Annotated in this window: 15 protein-coding genes; 12 read left to right on the forward strand and 3 right to left on the reverse strand. The window is 72.2% G+C overall.

Features of this window, described 5'->3' with window-relative positions; all coding sequences use genetic code 11:
* Nucleotides 1-47: 47 nt before the first annotated feature.
* From ACFWYW_RS40090 to ACFWYW_RS40105, 4 genes are all read left to right on the forward strand, one after another.
* On the forward strand, nucleotides 48-977 hold the full coding sequence (locus ACFWYW_RS40090) for an acyl-ACP desaturase (protein ID WP_379619738.1): 930 nt from the start codon (nucleotides 48-50) through the stop codon (nucleotides 975-977).
* Between the two features lie 8 nt (nucleotides 978-985).
* Complete coding sequence (locus ACFWYW_RS40095) at nucleotides 986-2,947, forward strand: ABC1 kinase family protein (protein WP_379619736.1); 1,962 nt, start codon at nucleotides 986-988, stop codon at nucleotides 2,945-2,947.
* Between the two features lie 25 nt (nucleotides 2,948-2,972).
* On the forward strand, nucleotides 2,973-4,010 hold the full coding sequence (locus ACFWYW_RS40100) for a S66 peptidase family protein (protein ID WP_379619734.1): 1,038 nt from the start codon (nucleotides 2,973-2,975) through the stop codon (nucleotides 4,008-4,010).
* Nucleotides 4,011-4,161: 151 nt separating this feature from the next.
* Nucleotides 4,162-4,968: an SMP-30/gluconolactonase/LRE family protein gene (locus ACFWYW_RS40105; RefSeq protein WP_379619732.1), complete on the forward strand. Its 807-nt coding sequence runs from the start codon at nucleotides 4,162-4,164 to the stop codon at nucleotides 4,966-4,968.
* A gap of 132 nt (nucleotides 4,969-5,100) precedes the next feature.
* Here ACFWYW_RS40105 and arfB read toward each other — a convergent pair whose 3' ends face one another.
* Nucleotides 5,101-5,508, reverse strand: a complete 408-nt coding sequence (gene arfB, locus ACFWYW_RS40110) for an alternative ribosome rescue aminoacyl-tRNA hydrolase ArfB (protein ID WP_379619730.1) — start codon at nucleotides 5,506-5,508, stop codon at nucleotides 5,101-5,103.
* A gap of 134 nt (nucleotides 5,509-5,642) precedes the next feature.
* On the opposite strand from arfB, the gene ACFWYW_RS40115 reads away from it, so the two are divergent.
* The 3 genes from ACFWYW_RS40115 (at nucleotide 5,643) to ACFWYW_RS40125 (ending at nucleotide 10,310) form a co-directional block, all read left to right on the forward strand.
* Nucleotides 5,643-6,416, forward strand: a complete 774-nt coding sequence (locus ACFWYW_RS40115; RefSeq protein WP_379619728.1) for a hypothetical protein — start codon at nucleotides 5,643-5,645, stop codon at nucleotides 6,414-6,416.
* Between the two features lie 65 nt (nucleotides 6,417-6,481).
* Nucleotides 6,482-6,874: a hypothetical protein gene (locus ACFWYW_RS40120; protein ID WP_379619725.1), complete on the forward strand. Its 393-nt coding sequence runs from the start codon at nucleotides 6,482-6,484 to the stop codon at nucleotides 6,872-6,874.
* Nucleotides 6,875-6,878: 4 nt separating this feature from the next.
* Nucleotides 6,879-10,310 carry an NB-ARC domain-containing protein gene (locus ACFWYW_RS40125; RefSeq protein ID WP_379619723.1) on the forward strand — a complete coding sequence of 1,144 codons (3,432 nt, stop codon included), beginning with the start codon at nucleotides 6,879-6,881 and terminating at the stop codon, nucleotides 10,308-10,310.
* Here the strand turns inward: ACFWYW_RS40125 and ACFWYW_RS40130 are convergent.
* On the reverse strand, nucleotides 10,307-10,555 hold the full coding sequence (locus tag ACFWYW_RS40130) for a helix-turn-helix domain-containing protein (RefSeq protein WP_379619721.1): 249 nt from the start codon (nucleotides 10,553-10,555) through the stop codon (nucleotides 10,307-10,309). The genes ACFWYW_RS40125 and ACFWYW_RS40130 overlap by 4 nt on opposite strands.
* Before the next feature lie 138 nt (nucleotides 10,556-10,693).
* Here ACFWYW_RS40130 and ACFWYW_RS40135 point away from each other — a divergent pair, with 138 nt between their 5' ends.
* The 4 genes from ACFWYW_RS40135 to ACFWYW_RS40150 all read left to right on the forward strand — a co-directional run bounded on the left by ACFWYW_RS40135 (nucleotide 10,694) and on the right by ACFWYW_RS40150 (nucleotide 15,241).
* Nucleotides 10,694-11,509, forward strand: coding sequence for a hypothetical protein (locus ACFWYW_RS40135; RefSeq protein WP_379619719.1), 816 nt, complete (start codon nucleotides 10,694-10,696; stop codon nucleotides 11,507-11,509).
* Complete coding sequence (locus ACFWYW_RS40140) at nucleotides 11,506-12,096, forward strand: HAD family hydrolase (RefSeq protein WP_379619717.1); 591 nt, start codon at nucleotides 11,506-11,508, stop codon at nucleotides 12,094-12,096. The genes ACFWYW_RS40135 and ACFWYW_RS40140 overlap by 4 nt, the downstream gene beginning before the upstream one ends.
* 70 nt (nucleotides 12,097-12,166) lie before the next feature.
* Entirely contained in the window at nucleotides 12,167-13,669 is a 1,503-nt protein-coding gene (locus ACFWYW_RS40145) for a hypothetical protein (RefSeq protein ID WP_379619715.1), read from the forward strand.
* A gap of 66 nt (nucleotides 13,670-13,735) precedes the next feature.
* The gene (locus ACFWYW_RS40150) at nucleotides 13,736-15,241 is read left to right on the forward strand and encodes an alkaline phosphatase D family protein (RefSeq protein ID WP_379619713.1); all 1,506 of its coding nucleotides are present in this window, start codon (nucleotides 13,736-13,738) and stop codon (nucleotides 15,239-15,241) included.
* Nucleotides 15,242-15,253: 12 nt separating this feature from the next.
* Here the strand turns inward: ACFWYW_RS40150 and ACFWYW_RS40155 are convergent, their stop codons facing one another.
* Complete coding sequence (locus tag ACFWYW_RS40155; RefSeq protein ID WP_379641232.1) at nucleotides 15,254-16,642, reverse strand: FG-GAP and VCBS repeat-containing protein; 1,389 nt, start codon at nucleotides 16,640-16,642, stop codon at nucleotides 15,254-15,256.
* A gap of 67 nt (nucleotides 16,643-16,709) precedes the next feature.
* Between ACFWYW_RS40155 and ACFWYW_RS40160 the strand changes: the two genes are divergently transcribed.
* Nucleotides 16,710-17,939, forward strand: coding sequence for a cytochrome P450 (locus ACFWYW_RS40160; protein WP_379619707.1), 1,230 nt, complete (start codon nucleotides 16,710-16,712; stop codon nucleotides 17,937-17,939).
* Nucleotides 17,940-17,971 lie beyond the last annotated feature (32 nt).

Raw genomic sequence — 17,971 nt, forward strand, 5'->3', positions numbered from 1 at the left:
CGGGTAGCCTAACCTACGGTGCCGTAACTTCAAGGAGACGATCTTTTATGGCGATGACTCAGACGGAACTGCTGCACGCGCTGGAGCCCGTGGTCGCGGGCGAGCTCGACCGCCATCTCAAGGTGGCCAAAGAGTGGTTCCCGCACGAGTACGTTCCTTGGAGTCAGGGCCGCGACTTCGACGGCATCTACCAGGGCGAGGCCTGGCAGGACAGCGACTCCAAGATCCCCGAGTCGGCGCGGGTGTCGCTGATCGTGAACCTCCTCACCGAGGACAACCTCCCCAGCTACCACCACGAGATCGCCACCACGTTCGGCCGTGACGGCGCGTGGGGCACCTGGGTGCACCGCTGGACCGCCGAGGAGGACAAGCACGGCACCGCGATCCGCGACTACCTCACCGTCACCCGCGCCGTCGACCCGGTGGCGCTGGAGCGGGCCCGGATGATCCACATGGAGCAGGGCTTCCAGACCGAGTACGGCACCATGCTCCAGCAGCTGGCCTACGTCTCCTTCCAGGAGCTGGCCACCCGCATCTCCCACCGCAACACCGGCAGGGCCACCGGCGACGAGGGCTGCGAACGGCTGCTGGCCAGGATCGCCGCCGACGAGAACCTGCACATGCTCTTCTACCGCAACCTGCTCAAGGCCGCCTTCGAGCTGGACCCCAACCAGACCATGCGCGCCGTCACCGACGTGGTCACCACCTTCCAGATGCCCGGCTCCGGCATCCAGGGCTTCGCCCGCAAGGCGATGATCATCGCCAACGAGGGCATCTACGACCTGCGCCTGCACCTGGACGACGTCCTCATGCCGGTGCTGCGCCAGTGGGCCGTCTTCGACCAGACCGGGCTGGACGCCGAGGGCGAGAAGGCCCGCGAGGAGCTGGCCGGGTTCCTGGAGAAGACCGAGGTCACGGCCGCACGGTTCGTCGCCCGCAGGGAAGAGCGCAGGGCCAGGGCCGCCAACATGGGATGATCTCCCGCATGGACGTCCAGACCTCCCTTTTCTTCTCGTTCGCCGTCCTGGTCATGGTCTTGATCGTGGCCAGGCTGGCGCAGCGGCTGCTGGGCGTCCATCTCGGCGGGTTCCGCGTGTTCCTCGCCGCGGCGATCGGCTTCGCGTTGTCGGGGCCGATCTTCGCGCCGATCATCGGGGGGTTCCAGAACCTCCGGCCGGGGGAGGACCCGGGCTTCGGCGCCGTCTGGGTCATGCTCATGCTCGGCATGCTGGCCGTCCTGATCCCGATGGTGATCCTGGTGATGGCCGAGGCGCTCGTGCCGCCCGGCTCCATCCCCGGCCCCATCGAGGTGATCAAGGGACTGCGTGGCCGGATCTCCCGTGGCCGCCGCTACTCCCAGATCACCCGCATCGCGATCAGGCACGGCCTCGGCCCCTACCTGCGCGGCCGGGGCGAGAGCCTGCACGACCGCTCCGGCAAGGTACGGCTGGCCCGCTCGCTGCGCGAGGCACTCGACGAGGGCGGCGTCACCTTCGTCAAACTCGGCCAGGTGCTCTCCACCAGGCGCGACCTGCTTCCGCCCGAGTTCGTCGACGAGCTCGGCCGGCTTCAGGACCAGGTGGCGCCGCTGCCGTGGGAGCGCATCGAGCCGGTGCTCGCCGCCGAGCTCGGCGGGCCCGTCGACCAGGTGTTCGCCGCCTTCGACCGGGTCCCGCTCGCCGCCGCCTCCATCGCCCAGGCCTACACCGCCCGCCTGCACACCGGCGAGGAGGTCGTGGTCAAGGTCCAGCGGCCCGGCATCGGCACCGTCGTGGCCAAGGACCTCGACATCGTGCGCAGGCTGGCCGTCACCCTGGAGTCACGCACGAAGTGGGGGCGATCCCTCGGCATGCGCGACCTGGCCGAGGGGTTCGCGGTCGCGATCCGCGAGGAGCTCGACTTCCGCATCGAGGCGGCCAACATGGCCGCCGTCGCCGCCACCCCGAGCGACCAGGTCACCTACCCGGTGCCGTACCCGCGCATGTGCACCGACCGGGTTCTGGTCATGCAGCGGCTGAACGGCAAGCCGCTGGCGGGCGTACCGGGGGAGAGCGCGCGGCTGGCCCGCGACCTGCTCGACACGCTGCTGCGCCAGATCCTGCTGGAGGGCGTCTTCCACGCCGACCCGCACCCCGGCAACATCATGGTCCTGGACGACGGCAGCCTCGGCCTGCTCGACTTCGGGTCGGTCGGCCGCCTGGACGCCTCCGTGCGCGCCGCCCTGCAACGTTTCCTGATGGCGCTCAACCGGCAGGACCCGCTCGGCGTTACCGACGCCCTGCTGGAGGTCGTCCCGCGCCCCGAGGACATCGACGAGGCCGGGCTGGAGCGCGCGCTCGGCCAGTTCATGGCCCGCCACCTCGGGCCCGGCATGGACAGCGCCGCCATGTTCACCGACCTGTTCAGAATCGTCTCCGAGTACGGGCTGTCGATCCCGCCGGAGGTCGCCGCCGTCTTCCGCGCGCTGGCCACACTCGAAGGCACGCTGGTACGGCTGGCGCCCGGCTTCAACCTCATCACCGAGGCCCGCGCCTTCGCCGGCCGCTACCTCGCCGAGCAGATGTCCGGCACCACCCTGAAGGAGGCCGTGGTCCAGGAGGCGGCCGCGCTGCTGCCGATGGTGCGCCGCCTGCCGCGCCGGATCGAGCGCATCGCCAGCGCGGCCGAGCACGGGCGGTTCTCGGTCAACGTCCGGCTGTTCGCCGACGAGCGTGACCGGCGCTATCTCACCGGTCTGCTGCACCAGATCCTGCTGACCGTGCTGGGGGCCACCGCGGGGATCATGGCGGTGTTCCTGCTGGGGACCGAGGGCGGGCCCGTGTCGGTCGCGGCCCTGAACCTCGGCCTGTTCGATCTGCTGGGCTACAACCTGCTGGTCATCGCGGCGATTTTGGTGCTGCGCGTGCTCGTGCTGATCTTCCGCCGCAAAGAGGACGTTCCATCGTGATCGGGTGTCGAGAGGAAGGCCGAAGATGATGATTTATCCGCCTAAACCGCAGGCGGGGGACAAGGTGGCCGTGCTCTCGCCGTCGGCCGGGCTGCCGGGGATCCTGCCGCTGCCGTTCGAGGCGGGGCTGCGGGTGTTGCGTGAGGAGTTCGGGCTGGTGCCGGTGGAGTTCCCGGCCACGCGGGTCATGGGGGCGAGCGCGCGCGAGCGGGCCGCCGACGTCAACGCCGCCTTCGCCGACCCGTCGATCAAGGCCGTCATCGCCAGCATCGGCGGCGACGACCAGATCACGGTCACGCCGTACCTCGACGACGAGGTCATCCGGGCCTGCCCCAAGCCGTTCTTCGGCTACAGCGACAACACCAACCTGCTGCTCCACCTGTGGAACCTCGGCATCGTCGCCTACCACGGCGGGTCGGTCATGTGCCAGTTCGGACGGTGCGGCGGCATGCACCCGGCCAGCGCCGAGTCGCTGCGCGCCGCCCTGTTCACCTCCGGCCCCTACAAGCTGCCGGAGTCCTTCGAGTTCAGCGATCTGGACAAGCCGTGGGACGACCCGGCCTCCTTCGACGCGCCAGCGCCGACGCGCCCGTGCGACGGCTGGTACTGGCACAACCCGGACCGGGTCGTCGAGGGCGCCACCTGGGGCGGGAACCTGGAGATCCTGTCCTGGCTCCTGATGGCCGATCGCGGCATCCGGGCCGCGCCGGCGTACGAGGGCATGGTTCTGATCGTCGAGACCAGCGAGGAACTGCCATCCTCCGAGGAGGTCTTCCGCATCCTCCGCAACATGGGCGAACGCGGACTTCTCGCGAAATTTCCGGCTATCTTGGTCGGCCGCGCCAAGGCCTGGTCCTTCAACCGCCCCCTGACTCCGGAAGAGCAGACCGCATACGCCCGCGACCAGCGCGCGGCGGTCCTGAAGGCCCTCGCTCACTACGCCCCGGACACGCTGGCGGTCTTCGACGTCGACTTCGGCCACACCGACCCCCAGGTGGTCATCCCGTACGGCGGCCAGATCCGCGTGGACGGCCCCGCCCGCACCATCACCGTCACCTACTGACCACCCACGACGCTCGGACCCCGTCCGAGAACCGTGCCGGAGGCGTGCGGGAAAAATCAGTGCGGAAATCCTGGGCCCGGCATGTCGAGAACGTCGCCCCGGCTTCTACGTCCCCGATGAGAACACAACCTCACAACTTGGAGGAAGTCAGATGGAGACTCTCATCGGCGGCGGCGCGTTCTTCGAGGGCGCGCGCTGGCACGAGGGCCGGCTGTGGGTGTCGGACTTCTGGCGGCGCCACGTCCTGGCGGTCTCGATGGACGGCACCGCCGAGGTGGTGGCCGAGGTCCCGGGGTCGCCTTCCGGGCTGGGCCGGCTGCCCGACGGAAGCCTGCTGGTCGTCTCGATGATGGACCGCCAGGTGCTCCGGATCGCCGACGGCGAGACGAGCGTGCACGCCGACCTGTCCGCACTGACCGACCTGCCGGTGAACGACCTGGTCGTGGACCCGTCGGGCCGCGCCTACGCGGGGGCGTGCGACTTCGGCGGGGCGCCGACCAGCCTGTACCGGGTGGACCCGGACGGCGGCGTGCGCGAGGCGGCCGGCGACATGGCCTTCCCGAACGGCCCCGCCATCACCCCGGACGGCCGCACCCTCATCATCGCCGAGTCCTACGCCAACCGGCTGACCGCCTTCGACCTCGCCCCCGACGGCGCCCTGGTGAACCGCCGCGTGTGGGCGGACCTGGGCTCCGCCAACCCCGACGGCATCGCGCTGGACGGCGAGGGCGCCGTCTGGGTGGCCGACGCGGGCGGCAACCGGGCGATCCGGGTGCGGGAGGGCGGCGAGATCGTCCAGGAGATCAGCACCGGGGACGTGGGCGTCTTCGCCTGCGCCCTCGGTGGCCCGGACGGCCACACCCTCTTCCTGTGCACCGCCCCCACCCACGAGCCGGAGGAGGCCGCCCGCATCCTGAAAGCCGAGATCCGCACCATCCGGGTGGCCGTCCCCGCCTGACCCCACCCCCCGAACCCCTTCCCGTAATGCCGCACGGAGCGGCGGGTCAGGGGTTCGGGCGCCGGTCTCGCCGAAGGCGCGGGCTCGGTTCCGAGATGGCCGCCGAAGAGGCGGGCGCGCCGCCGTACCCCGCTAGACGTCGCGGCGCAGGCGCTTCACGTCGGAGCGGGCCTTCTTGGAGGCCAGGCGGCGCTCGACCGAGCCCCGGGTGGGCTTGGTCGCGCGGCGGCGCTTGGGCGGCGGTGCGATGGCCTCGCGCAGCCGCTGGGCCAGGCGCTGGACGGCGGCCTCACGGTTGCGCAGCTGCGAGCGGTACTCCGAGGCGGCGATGGTGATCATCGGCCCGCCCAGCCGGGCCAGCGCGCGCTCCTTCAGGGCGGGGGGCAGCGCGGTCGTGGCGGAGACGTCGAAGAGGAGTTCCACCCGGCTGTCGGTGGTGTTCACGCCCTGGCCGCCCGGTCCCGACGAACGGGAGAAACGCCAGACGAGCTCGGCGTCCGGGACGACGACCGAGTCGTTGACGACCAGCGGGGCGGGCATGGGAGATCTCCTTTGGTGAGTGCTCCTCTACGGTATCTGCCCGGTATGTGCGGCCAGCAACGGATTTTCCGGATGTGCCGATCAGCGCGCGCATGTGACTATGAGGGGAACGCTCTGCGGGAGAGGCGGATTCCATGGACGACCTTGCCGTGCGCATAGGCCTGACGGTGGTGCTGGCCGTGATCTCGGCGACGGCGTTCCTGCTGCTGCGCTGCCAGGGCAAGGGCCGCCCTTTCGGACCCGAGGGACGCTGGCTGGCGGTGTCCATCATCCTGCTGACCGGGCTGGTCTCGGCGGGGGTCGCCCTCCTGTTCGGCGCGATGCTCAACGACAACCTCGCCACCCTGCTCGGCGCGGTGGCGCCCAGCGGGTTATGGCTCAGCCAGGTACGCGCCCACGAGGAGGGCCGCCGCTCGCTGGCGAAGGAGGCGGCGACGTTCTGGCTGGTCTCGCTGCTGGCCAGACTCGACCAGGCGATGGCCGAGGATCAGCGCGCCTGGTGCGAGAGACGGATCGACGACGAGTGGAGCGTGTACGAGCTCAGCATGGCCGCCAACCGCTACCACGAGCGCATCGGCGAACGCCTGACCCCCGAAGAACGGCGCCGCGAACGCATCCACGCCCGCCTCGACGCCATCGACAGAAAACTCGACGTGGCCGCCCTGATCGAGGACGGCGCCCCGCGCTCCAAGGTCGTCACCGCCCTGGGCGGCTCCCGCCACACCCGCCTGGCACGCTACGACCGCTACCTCAACGACCTGACCCGCCTGCGCGGCATCCTGCGCCACGACGCGGAGAGCGAACTGCTGCGCCTGCTGTCGTCGGCCTATCGCAGCGGTTACCGTTCGCTACCCCTCTACACTCCGCCCTCACGTCTCGCCGCCGGGCCGGTACGCCCGCATCCCTAGCCGCAACCGGCTGCCGCGCGGGAGCGGGAGGTGACACCATGGCCGCATCTCCCAGAGGAGGCGGGATGGATCCGGTCACCTTGGTCGTGACGGCGCTGGCCGCGGGCGCGGCGCTGGGGCTGAAGGACACCGCGTCGGCGGCGGTCAAGGACGCGTACGAGGCGTTGAAGGGGCTGGCCAGACGGCGGCTCGACGGCCGTCCCGACGGCGAGCTGGCGCTGGATCGCCACGAACAGGCACCCGGCACCTGGCGCAACCCCCTGCTGGCCGAGCTGGCCGCCGCCGGCGCCGAGGGCGACGGCGAGCTGGTCACGGCGGCGCGGACGCTGATGGAACTGGCCGACGCGGCGGGGTCGCGGGCGGGCAGGTACACGGTCGACGCGCGCGGCGCGCACGGCGTGCAAGTGGGTGACAACAACCAGCAGGCCAACGTGTTCCACGCCCCGCCCGGCCGGTGACCGGGTGGACGCGCGCGCCGCCCAGGGCGTCCAGATCGGCGACGGGAACCAGCAGTTCAACACGTTCATGGTGGTTCCGGAGGCGGCCGGCGCGCCGCCGTTCACGGCGCCCGGCCTGCCGCGCCACTTCGTGCCACGGCCCAGGGAGCTCGAAGGCGTCGTCGGGCGCCTGCTCGGCGGGGCCGTCGTGGTCGTGCACGGCGGCGGAGGGTTCGGCAAGTCGACGCTGGCGGCCGCCGCCTGCCACGACGACCGCGTCCGCGCCGCCTTCCGCGACGGCGTCCTGTGGCTGCGCTTCGGCCAGGCCACCACGCGCGAGGGCGCGGTCGCGCTGCTGCACGACCAGATCCGGCTGCTGGCCCCGCACACCCACGCCGCCAACGACCTCGGCGCCGCCTCCGCCCAGCTGCGCTCCCTGCTCGCCGGGCGCGCCGTCCTGCTCGTGCTGGACGACGTCTGGTCGGCGGGCCTGCTGCCGTACTTCCTCTTCACCGGTACGCCCTGCCTGGTCACCACGCGGCTCGACGCGGTCCTGGGCCGGGCGGGCGGTCGTCCGGTGCCCGTCGGGGAGCTCACCGCGGAGCAGGCCGCCGAGCTCCTCATGAGATGGCAGCCGGAGCCGCCGGACGCCGCGGCCGCGGCCCTGCTGACCGCTCTGGCCGGGCGGCTGGGGGAGTGGCCGCTCATGCTCGAACTCGTCGGCGCCGAACTGCGCTCGCTCGTGGCCGCGGGCCGTACGACGGCCGAGGCGGTGGCGCACGTGGAGCGGCGCCTCGCGCTCGACGTCGGCTACCTCGACCGCCACAGCGACGAGGACCGCAACGCGGCGATCTCGTCGTCGCTGGACGCGAGCGTGTCGCTGCTCAGGCCCGAGCACCGGGCCCGCTTCGCCGAGCTCGCCGTCTTCCCGGCGGGCGCGGACGTCCCGTTCGGCACGATCTGGCGACTGTGGCGGGCGACGGCGGGTTACGACGCGCTGGCCGCCGAGGACGCGGTGGAGGAGATGTACCGGCTGGCCCTGTTCACCCGCTACGACGTCAGGCGCCGCCTGCTGCGGCTGCACGACGTCGTCCAGCGGCTGATCGTGGGCAGGGCCGGCGACCTGGACCTCCTGCACCGCCGGCTCCTGGAGTCGTGGGGCGACCCGCGCCATCCGCCCGACGCGTACGCCTGGACCTTCCTCATCCACCACCTGCACCAGCTCGGCAGGGACGAGGAGATCAGGCGGCTGCTGTCCGACTTCGACTGGGTGTACCGCAGGCTCCAGGCGACACCGGCGGCCGGGCTCATCGCCGACTACGCCGAGCGCTGCCCGGATCGCGACGGCGAGTTCGTCACCGCCGCGCTGCGCATGGCGGGGCCGGCGCTGTCGGACCCGGCGCAGCTGGCCGCCCAGCTCGTGGGACGGCTCGCCGGCGTGCCGCCGGGCCTGCCGATGGTCGAGCGGCTGCTGGAGGAGGCCCGCCGCTACGAGTCCGCGCCGTCGCTGCTGCCGGAGCGGGTCCACCTCCTGCCCGCCGACCGCGGCGTGCACACCAGGGTGCACGTGGGCTCGCCGATCCTGTCCGCGGCGCTCAGCGAGGACGGCGCGTACCTGCTGACGGGGCAGAACGACGGCACGGTCGGCGTCTGGGACTGGCGCCGCCACGAGCGCGTCTCCGTCCTTGCCTGCGAGGTCGGGCAGCCGTGGTCGCTGGCCGTCCAGGGCGAGCTGATGGCCGTCGGCGGCGCCCACGGCTCGCGGTCCGGCCAGCGGCCGCGGGCGCCCGTGCAGATCTGGAACTGGCGCACCGGTGAGCACGTCCGCGACCTCGGCGGTGATCTTCCGGACGTGGGCGAGGGCTACTGCACGCACGTGTGCGGGACGCTGGCCGCCGTCACGAACGGGGAGATGAACAACCGGATCGAGCTCCTGGACTGGATCCGGCACACGCGCGTGACGCTCGACGCCGACACCGGATCCACCTCCGGCCGGCCCGACGAGGTATTCCTGGCGCCGCCGTACCTGCTGCATCACAACGGTTCGTCGCGCCACACCTACGTCTACGACTTGCGCAGGCAGGAGTGGCTCGGTGGCACGAACGGGCAGGTCGGCATCCGCACGATCCCGTTCGTGATGGGCGAGGCGGTGTGCCTGGCGGTGCGCTGGACGGACGTGCCCGACGTGCCGGGGCTGCTGTTCCGGCGGAGGGCGGAGGCCGCGCGGCAGGGCGATCAGCCGCGGTCGGCCGACGCCGCGTGCGACATCTGGGGCTATGCGGCGACGGTGTCGGCGGTCGCCCGCGACGGGGCCCGCACGCTCGTCGGCGGGCACGTCGTGGACGTCTACGACCGGCTCGACCAGCCGCCCGTCGGCTGTCTCGAAGGCCACTCCGAGCTCATCACGAGCATTCACCCGGCGGGCGAGGCGCTGCTCACGACCTCCCACGACGCCACGATCAGGATCTGGGACCGGCGGCGCCCGCAGGCGCCGCCCGCGGGCGGGCGCTTCCACCGGCCCCCGATCTCGGCGCTCGAAAGGGAAGGAGAGTCCGTCTTCGCCGGGACGCTGTCGGGCACGATCGAGGAGTGGGACTGGCGCACGGCCACGCTGCGCGCGAGCGCCTCGGCCGGTAAGGCGGTGCGCGTCCTCGCCGCCAACGACCGGTGGCTCGTCCACAGCACCTTCGACCATCCGAAGCGCAGCGAGTTCACCGTCCGCGACCGGCGCCGGTGGACCGACCCGGCGGCGTCGGCGCCCGTGCGCGCCGGCGGGTCGGCGCGCGAGACCATCCTGGAGGCGCACCAGGCCGTGGTGGGCGCGCGGCTGTGCGGCGACTCCTGTGCCGTGGTCGTGCGGCCCTACTACACCCCGGCCAACTCCCTCGGCGGTCCCCCGTCGACCGGCAACTGGATCTGCGTGGCCGACCTGGCCACCGACACGGTCGAACTCGTCGTGGGCGAGTGGGTCTCCGCCGTCGACCTGTCCGGCGACCTGGTCGTCGCGGGCACGGCCGGGGGCGAGGTCCACCTCTGGACCAGGAGCGGCGCGCCCGTGTGGGGGTTTCCCGCGCACGAGGGCCTCGTGCTCGACCTGCGCATCTGCGGGGAGTGGCTGTTCACCTGCGGTGTCGACCGCATGGTCAGGAGCTGGCAGCTGCGCACGGGTATCGCGCGCCGCGCGTTCGGCCCCTTCGCGGGCCCGGTGACCGGGCTGCACGTACGCGGCCGGCTGCTGGTCACGGCGGCTGAGGACCAGTGCGTCACGGTCTTCGACCGTTACGACGGGCGCGAGCTGGCCCGCTTCGACGACGACGTTGCGGTGACCAGGGCGGTGGCGCTGGGGGATGACCTGGCCACGTTCGCGGCCGGCGGGATGTCGGGCTTCCTGCACGTGCTGCGGGCCAACGGGCCGCTGCGCGCGCGGTTCGAGGCGAGCCCCGGCACGGATGCCTAGGTGTGCTGGTCCTCGGCGTCGGAGAGGGTGAAGTCGAGGCGGGCGCCGAGGGCCGTGACGACGGCGCCGAGCGTGCGCAGGGTGAGGTTCTCGTCGCCCGAGAGGATCTGGCTGACGCGGCCCGCCGACACGCCCATGGAGGCGGCCAGGTCAGCGCGAGTGATCTTGTGTTCGCGCATGTACCAGGTGATCTCGTCCACGACTTCCTGCGCGAACGGCGACGTGTCCTCGCGTCTGCTGGCCATCTCCGGCTCACTCTCTGCTGACTGACTCCACTTTAGCTCTACCTAAACCTTTAGGCAAGCCTAAAGGCGGTCAATCCAACTGCAAGTCGGATATGCCACGATCTTGCCGACACCAACGGGGCCAAGTGGGGAGGCGCTGTGACGGCGATCGTCGGCGTGCACGGGATCGGCAAGTACAAGTACTACCTGGAGGCCGGAAACGACGTCGCCCGCGCGGCGGCGGCGATGCGCGCCAAGTGGGACGGCTACCTCCACGCGTCGCTCGGGGGCGAGACGCGCGCGTACTTCGCCGAGGTCGCCTACTTCGCACACCTGCTCAACGAGCCGCGCCCGCCCGGAGTTCGCGAGGCGGAGGCCATGCGGGTGCGCGAGCAGATGGTGCTGGCCGCCTGGGCCAAGGAACTCGGCGTCGGCGAGCACCTCACCGGCGCGCTCAAGACGTTCGCCGGCTGGCTCCTGGACCGGCTCGACGGGCGGGCGGCGGCCTTCGCCAAGCTGTTCTGCCCCGAGGTGGCCACCTACCTGGCCGACGCGGGCCGCCGCGAGAAGGTCCGCGGGCTGGTGGCCGCGTCGCTGCGCCGCCACCGGCCGAAGGTGGTGATCGCCCACTCGCTCGGCAGCGTGGTCACCTACGAGACGCTCTGGGCCAACCCGGACATCGAGGTGGACCTGCTCATCACGCTCGGCAGCCCGCTCGGCATGCGCAACGTGATCTTCGAGAAGCTGCTGCCCGCCCCGATCGACGGCCGCGGCGAGCGGCCGCGCGGCGTCGGGCGCTGGGTGAACATCGCCGACAAGGACGACATCGCCGCCATCCCTCCCGAGCTGCGCGAGAGCTTCGCCGGCGTCGACGAGGAGCAACTGGTCAACCTCGACTGGATCGACTTCCACACCGCCGGCAAGTACCTCGGATGCGGCGCGCTCGACCCGTACCTGCGACCCTATCTGGCATGACCTGGATAGTTTTCGACTACGGCGAAGTCCTGTCCCTGCCGCAGCCCGCGGCCGACGTCGCGGCCATGGTGCGCGCCGCGGGCGCCGAGCCCGCCGCGTTCGAGCGCGGCTACTGGGCGCACCGGCTGGAGTTCGACCGGGGCGCGCTGAGCGATGAGCAATATTGGTCGAAGGTGCTCGGCCGCGAGGTCTCGGGCGCGGAGGTGTCGCGGCTGGTCGCGCTCGACGTGGTCAGCTGGACACACCCGCACGACGGTACGGTGGCCCTCCTGCGCGAGCTCCTCGGCCGGGGCCAGGACGTGGCGTTGCTGTCCAACGCCCCGGTCTCCATGGCCGACGGCGTGGACCGGCTGCCGTGGATCGCCGGGATCGGCCCCCGCTTCTACAGCGGCCGCCTCGGCCTGGTCAAACCCGACCGGGAGATCTTCGAGCTGATGGCCCGGTCGCTGGACGCCCCGCCGCAGGAGATCGTCTTCATCGACGACCGGCAGCTGAACGTGGCGGGCGCCGCGCGGGCGGGCCTGACCGGCCTGCACTTCCGCGATCCCGAGACCCTGCGGCGGGAGCTCGGCGCGCTGCTGAGCTGACACCCGGCCGTCTTCTGGACTCCCCATAAATGTGGGGGTCTGTCGGGGTTGGTGATCTATGGTGACCGGCATGGACGTGGAGAGCCTGCTCGGTGAGGCGTACGGCATGCCGTACGGCGAGGCCAGGACCGTCGTGACCGAGCGCGCGCTGCGTGCGGCGGAGGCGGCCCGTGACCCCGGGCTGGTCGTGCTGACCCGCTTCGAACTGACCGCCGCCTACCAGCTCGGCGGCGAGCCGGCCAAGTCGTTCGCGGTCTTCTCGCGCAATCTGGCCGACTACGACCGCGACCCGTCGCTGTTCGGCGAGCGCCGGCTGTGGCGGCTGCTGTGGCAGTACAAGTGGATCGTCGGCAGCCTGCGCAGGTTCCCCGAGATCCCGCTGCGCCGCGCCCTGGACGGCCTGGACGACATGGAGCGGCGCTACCGCGAGGCCGGCGAGGGCCTGCAGGCCGTGTACGCCCGCCGCTGCCACGTCGCCCAGCACCTCGGCGACCGGGCCGCCGCCGAGGAGTGGTTCCACCGGTGGCGTACCGCGCCGCGCGACGAGCTGTCCGACTGCGCCGCCTGCGACGTGCGCGGGGTGATCGCGTACCTGGCCTGGACGGGCCGGGACGAGGAGGCCATCGTGGCGGCGGCGCCGGTCCTGTCCGGGGCCATGACGTGCAGCTCCCAGCCGCAGGGCATCCTGGAGGCGCTCCTGCTGCCGTACGTGCGCACGGGCCGGCTGGAGGAGGCGGCGTCGGCGCACAGGCGGGCCTACCGGATCGTCCAGGGGCGGCTGTCCGACCTCGACGACATGGGCACGCACCTGCGGTTCCTGGCCCTGACCGGCAACGAGAGCCGCGGCCTTGAAATCCTCCAGCGCGAGCTGCACCTGCTGGAGCGGCCGCCCTCGCCCAGCGCCGCCCGCGCCTTCATGACCGGGGCGGCCGTGCTGCTGCGCCGCCTGGAAGAGCTCGGGCACGGTGACACGCCGGTACGGCGCGGCGGCGCCGACATCCCGGTCGCCGGGCTGCGGGCCGAGATGGAGGCGGGCGCGCGCGGCGTCGCGGCGGCCTTCGACGCCCGCAACGGCACCGGCGAACACCTGCGCGACCTGGAGGAGGTGCTGGCGGCGGCGCCGTACCTCACGCGACTGGTGCTCACGCCCGCGGCCGGGGAGAGCGACCCCGCCAGGCTGCTCGCACGCGCGGGAAAGCTGCGCGGCGACGGCGAGGACGCCGAGGCGGCGGCGCTGTTCGAGCGCGCGGCCGGTCTGTACCGGCGGGCGGGCGACCGGGCGGGGGAGGCGCGGGCCATGCTCGGCTACGCCAAGTCCGTGTACTACGCCGCCGACGAGGGGGAGGAGATCCGCGCCGCCTACGCGCGGGCCCGGCCCGTCGTCGAGGCGGCGCGGGAGGAGTCGCCCCAGGATCTCGCCGAACTGGCCTACGACGAGGCGGTCGCGCTCGACTGGCTGGAGCTCCACGACGACGCGCTGCGCGCCTGCCGCGAGGCCGTCGCCCGCTACACCGCGCTGGGAATCACCCACGACGGGGCGATTTCCCTGCTCGAGGAGCTGGAGCATGACTGACGCTGTTCATCTGCCCTTGACTCCAGGGTCACGACCGGGTCAGCGGAGCCGGACATATCTGGAATCGTGGACCGCAGATCCTTCCTCGCAGCGGCAGCCGCCACCTTCGTGCTCCCCGCCCCCGCCACGTCCCCCTCCCGGACCCTCGCCCGCGACCCCTTCACGCTCGGGGTCGCCTCGGGAGACCCCTCGGCCGACGGCTTCGTGCTCTGGACCCGCCTCGCGCTCGACCCGCTCGGCGCCAACGGGCGCGGCGCCATGCCCTCCCGCGACGTCGAGGTGGACTGGCAACTGTCCGCCGACGAGCGTTTCGGCAAAATCCTCCGATCCGGTACGGCCGGCGCCCGCTGGAAGGACGCCCACAGCGTCCACGTGGAGCTGGACGGCCTGGAGCCGGGCAGGGAGTACTTCTACCGCTTCCGCGCCGAAGGCCGCCTCTCGCCCACCGGCCGCACCAGGACGGCCCCGTCCGGCGCCACCCAGCCGCTGGCCTTCGCCGTGGCCGCCTGCGCCCACTACGAGCACGGCTTCTACACCGCCTACCGCCGCCTGGCCGAGCAGGAGCCCGACCTGGTGCTCTTCCTGGGCGACTACCTCTACGAGTACGGCCCATCGGGCTACACGGCCCTCGCCGGCCGGGTGCGCACGCACACGCCGGGCAAGTGCGCCACGCTGGCCGACTACCGGCTGCGGCACGCCCAGTACAAGAGCGACGCCGACCTGCAGCGCGCCCACGCCGTCGCGCCCTGGCTGGTCTCCTTCGACGACCACGAGCTGGAGAACAACTGGGCGGGCCCCGTCTCCAGCACCGGCGCCCCCGCCTTCGCCCACCGGCGCGCCAACGCGTTCCGCGCCTACTACGAGAACATGCCGTTGCGCCGCGCCAGCCTGCAGGGCGCCGTCCTGCGGGTCAACCGCCGCGTCTCCTGGGGCACGCTGGCCCGCTTCCACCTGCTCGACACCCGCCAGTTCCGCGACGACCAGGCCTGCCTGGACGGCGTGCGGGCCGGTTGCGACGAGCGCCTGTCCGAGCGGCGCACGCTGCTGGGCGGCGACCAGTGGCGCTGGCTGTCGGACGGCCTGCGCGCCTCCACGACCCAGTGGAACCTGCTCGGCCAGCAGATCCTCATGATGCAGCGCGACTACAAGCGCGGCCCCGGCCGCGAGGTCAACCTCGACGCCTGGGACGGCTACGCCGCCGAGCGCGCCCGCCTGCTGGAACTGATGTCCACCACGTCCAACCCGGTCGTCCTGACCGGCGACGCCCACATGCACCACGCCGCCTCGCTGAAGCTGAACTTCGACGACCCCGACAGCCCGGTCATCGCCCCGGAGCTGGTCGCCTCCTCGATCGCCAGCGACGGCGACGGCTACCGGGACAAGGTGTGGATCGAGGAGGGGCTGGCGGAGAACCCGCACATCTCCTACATCGACCAGCGGCGCGGCTACATCATGGCCCGCCTGACCTCCACGGAGCTGTCGGCGGAGTTCCGCACGCTGGAGTACATCTCCCGCAGGGGCGCCCCGGCCAGGACCACGCACCGCGTCACGGTCCCGACCTCCGCGCCCTGACCGGGGGCCGGGTCAGCTGAAGGCGTAGCCGTACAGGCCGGAGCCGGTGCTCAGTTTGGTGGCCTTGTTCGCCCGCAGGCCCGGGTGGGCCCCCGGGCGGCGGGCGCCGGGCAGCAGCGTCAGGACGCCGTCGCCGGGGGCCGCCACCACCAGGCCGTAGACCGGGCGGGACCGGCCGAGCAGCCGGTAGCGCGGGGTCGCGGCCAGGGCGGTCATCGAGGCGCCGAAGTCGCGGCCCTTGCCCTTGATGAGCAGGTCGCCGTGGCGGGTGAGGCCGCCGGATCGGGTTCCGGCCAGCACCTGCACCGCGCGCTCGCCGGGCACGCCGATGGCCAGTTCCGCGTCGCCGTCGCCGTTGAAGTCGCCCGCGGCCAGCGAGGCGCCGAAGCGGTCGTAGTAGCGGGGCTCGCCGTTCAGGACCCGCTGCGTCCACGCCTCGCTGTGCGTGGTCCGCAGCCCCGAGCGCGAGCCGTAGATCACGTGGACCATGCCGTCGCCGTAGTCCATGGCGCGCTGGTTGGCGCTCAGGCCCTCGCCGGGCGCGCCGATCGCGAGGTCCGCGCGGCCGTCGGCGTTGAAGTCGCCGGTGGTCAGCGAGGCGCCGAACGCGTCCCACTTCTCCGAGGAACCCTTGATGCCGCGGCTGTCCTGGGTGATCTGGGCCGCGTGCCGGCGTACCGGGTCGAGGACCGTGGCCGAGCCCTGCCCGTCCGTGGTCACGCTGTCGGCGGGCGCGCCCACGACGAGCTCGGCGCGGCCGTCGCCGTCGAAGTCGCCGGTGGTCAGCGCCGCGCCCCACTGGTCGGTGACGCGCCCCTGCTGGCCGACCCAGCGGGTCTGCTGGGTGATCTGGTAGGGCTTGCGCTTCTTGAGGAAGTGCACGACCACGCCGCCGCCCGCCCCGAGGCCGGGGGCGCCGACGGCCAGCTCGTCGTCCCCGTCGCCGTCGAGGTCACCGGCGGCCAGCGCGGCGCCGTACCTGTCGCCACGCGGCTTGCCCAGGGCGAGCCGCCGCCAGGCGACCAGGCCGCGCGGGCCGCCGCGGAACACCTGCACGACCCCGTCGCCGTCGGCGCCCGGCCGGGCCGTACCGGTGAACTCCTCCGACACCCCGACCGCGAGGTCGGCGCAGCGGTCGCCGTCGAAGTCGCCCACGGCCAGCGCCGAGCCGAAGGAGTCGCCGGTCTCGGCGCCGTCCTGGCGCAGCGTCGCCTTGCGGCCGGAGCCGTAGAGGACGTTCACGGATCCGGCCCTGGAGCCGGTGTACGGCGCCGCCACCGCGAGGTCGGCGCGGCCGTCGTCGTCGAAGTCGGCGAGCCGCCCGCCGCACCCGGCGGAGGCGCCCGCGGAGGCGGGGGAGAGCAGGGGCACGACCAGGCAGGCGGCCAGCAAAGCGTTCATGTCTCCAGTGATGTCCGCACCGGCCGAACCCGGCATGAACACGGCGGGAACGTGCCACGATAGGCGGGTGAGCATCGACCTCGCGGATCTGGATTTCTGGCGCAGACCCCTGAAAGAACGGCACGAAGCCTTCGCCCGGCTCCGCCAGCTCGACCGGCCGGTGTTCTTCCCGGAGAAGAAGATCCCCTTCTTACGCTCCGGCGCGGGTTTCTACGCCCTGGTCCGCCACGCCGACGTCGTGGAGGCCAGCCGCAACGCCAAGGTGTTCTCCAGCGAGCCCGCGGTCACGAACCCGGAGCCGCCGGGCTGGGTCAAGCACGTGTTCGGCGAGTCCATGGTCAACCTGGACGATCCCCGGCACGCCCGGCTGCGCCGTATCGTCACCCGCTCCTTCAGCCCCCGCATGCTGGGCAACCTCCAGAACGACATCGACGCCGCCTGTACGCGCATCGTCGACGACGTCGTGGCCCAGGGCCCCGGCGACTTCGTCGGGCAGGTGGCGGCCCGCCTGCCCATCCACGTCATCTGCGACATGATGGGCATCCCCCAGCGATACCGGGCCAAGGTCCACGAGCACGTCGACGTCTCCACCGCCTACACCGGCGTGCGCCCGAGCCTGCTGCGCAGCGTCGCGCTGGCCGGGCAGAACATGCTCGCCCTGCTCGCCCTGCAGCGCCTGGTCATCAAGCTCGGCCACGAGCGCCAGCGCGAGCCCACGGGCGACCTGGTCTCGCTGCTGGTCAACGCCAACCCCGACGGCGAGCGGCTGACCGACAAGGAGCTCGGTTCGTTCTTCGCGCTGCTGCTGGTCGCCGGCAACGAGACCGCACGCAACACGATGGCCCACGGCATCAAGCTCCTCACCGACCACCCCGCCCAGCGTGAGCTGCTGCTCGGCGACTTCGACGCCCGCATCGGCGGCGCGATCGAGGAGATGGTCCGGCACGTCTCGCCGATCATCCAGTTCCGCCGCACGGTGACGCAGGACTACGAGCTGCGCGGCCTGCACCTGAAGAAGGGCGACAAGGTGGTGCTCTTCTACGGCTCCGCCAACCGCGACGAGAGCGTCTTCCCCGACCCGGACGCCTTCGACATCACCCGCGACACCAAGCCGCACGTGGGCTTCGGCGGACCGGGGCCGCACTTCTGCCTCGGCGCCAACCTGGCCAGGCAGGAGATGCGCTCGATGTTCCGCGAGCTGTTCACCCGGCTGCCGGAGATCAGGACGGTGGGCGAGCCCGAGCTTCTGCTGTCCAACTTCGACAACAGTGTCCGGACGCAGCGCTTCACAGGCTAACAATTCGGCTTATGTCACCCGGGGGAACTAGG

Source organism: Nonomuraea sp. NPDC059023 (assembly GCF_042740095.1).
In the GTDB taxonomy this organism is placed as follows: domain Bacteria; phylum Actinomycetota; class Actinomycetes; order Streptosporangiales; family Streptosporangiaceae; genus Nonomuraea.

What these genes read in the sequence shown, in the direction of transcription:
- ACFWYW_RS40145 (WP_379619715.1), top strand. Translation starts at nt 12,167, where the DNA reads ATGGACGTGGAGAGCCTGCTCGGTGAGGCGTACGGCATGCCGTACGGC.
- ACFWYW_RS40095 (WP_379619736.1), top strand. Translation starts at nt 986, where the DNA reads ATGGACGTCCAGACCTCCCTTTTCTTCTCGTTCGCCGTCCTGGTCATG.
- ACFWYW_RS40155 (WP_379641232.1), bottom strand. Translation starts at nt 16,642, where the DNA reads ATGAACGCTTTGCTGGCCGCCTGCCTGGTCGTGCCCCTGCTCTCCCCC.
- ACFWYW_RS40120 (WP_379619725.1), top strand. Translation starts at nt 6,482, where the DNA reads ATGGATCCGGTCACCTTGGTCGTGACGGCGCTGGCCGCGGGCGCGGCG.
- ACFWYW_RS40115 (WP_379619728.1), top strand. Translation starts at nt 5,643, where the DNA reads ATGGACGACCTTGCCGTGCGCATAGGCCTGACGGTGGTGCTGGCCGTG.
- ACFWYW_RS40100 (WP_379619734.1), top strand. Translation starts at nt 2,973, where the DNA reads ATGATGATTTATCCGCCTAAACCGCAGGCGGGGGACAAGGTGGCCGTG.
- ACFWYW_RS40130 (WP_379619721.1), bottom strand. Translation starts at nt 10,555, where the DNA reads ATGGCCAGCAGACGCGAGGACACGTCGCCGTTCGCGCAGGAAGTCGTG.
- ACFWYW_RS40090 (WP_379619738.1), top strand. Translation starts at nt 48, where the DNA reads ATGGCGATGACTCAGACGGAACTGCTGCACGCGCTGGAGCCCGTGGTC.
- ACFWYW_RS40105 (WP_379619732.1), top strand. Translation starts at nt 4,162, where the DNA reads ATGGAGACTCTCATCGGCGGCGGCGCGTTCTTCGAGGGCGCGCGCTGG.
- arfB (WP_379619730.1), bottom strand. Translation starts at nt 5,508, where the DNA reads ATGCCCGCCCCGCTGGTCGTCAACGACTCGGTCGTCGTCCCGGACGCC.
- ACFWYW_RS40140 (WP_379619717.1), top strand. Translation starts at nt 11,506, where the DNA reads ATGACCTGGATAGTTTTCGACTACGGCGAAGTCCTGTCCCTGCCGCAG.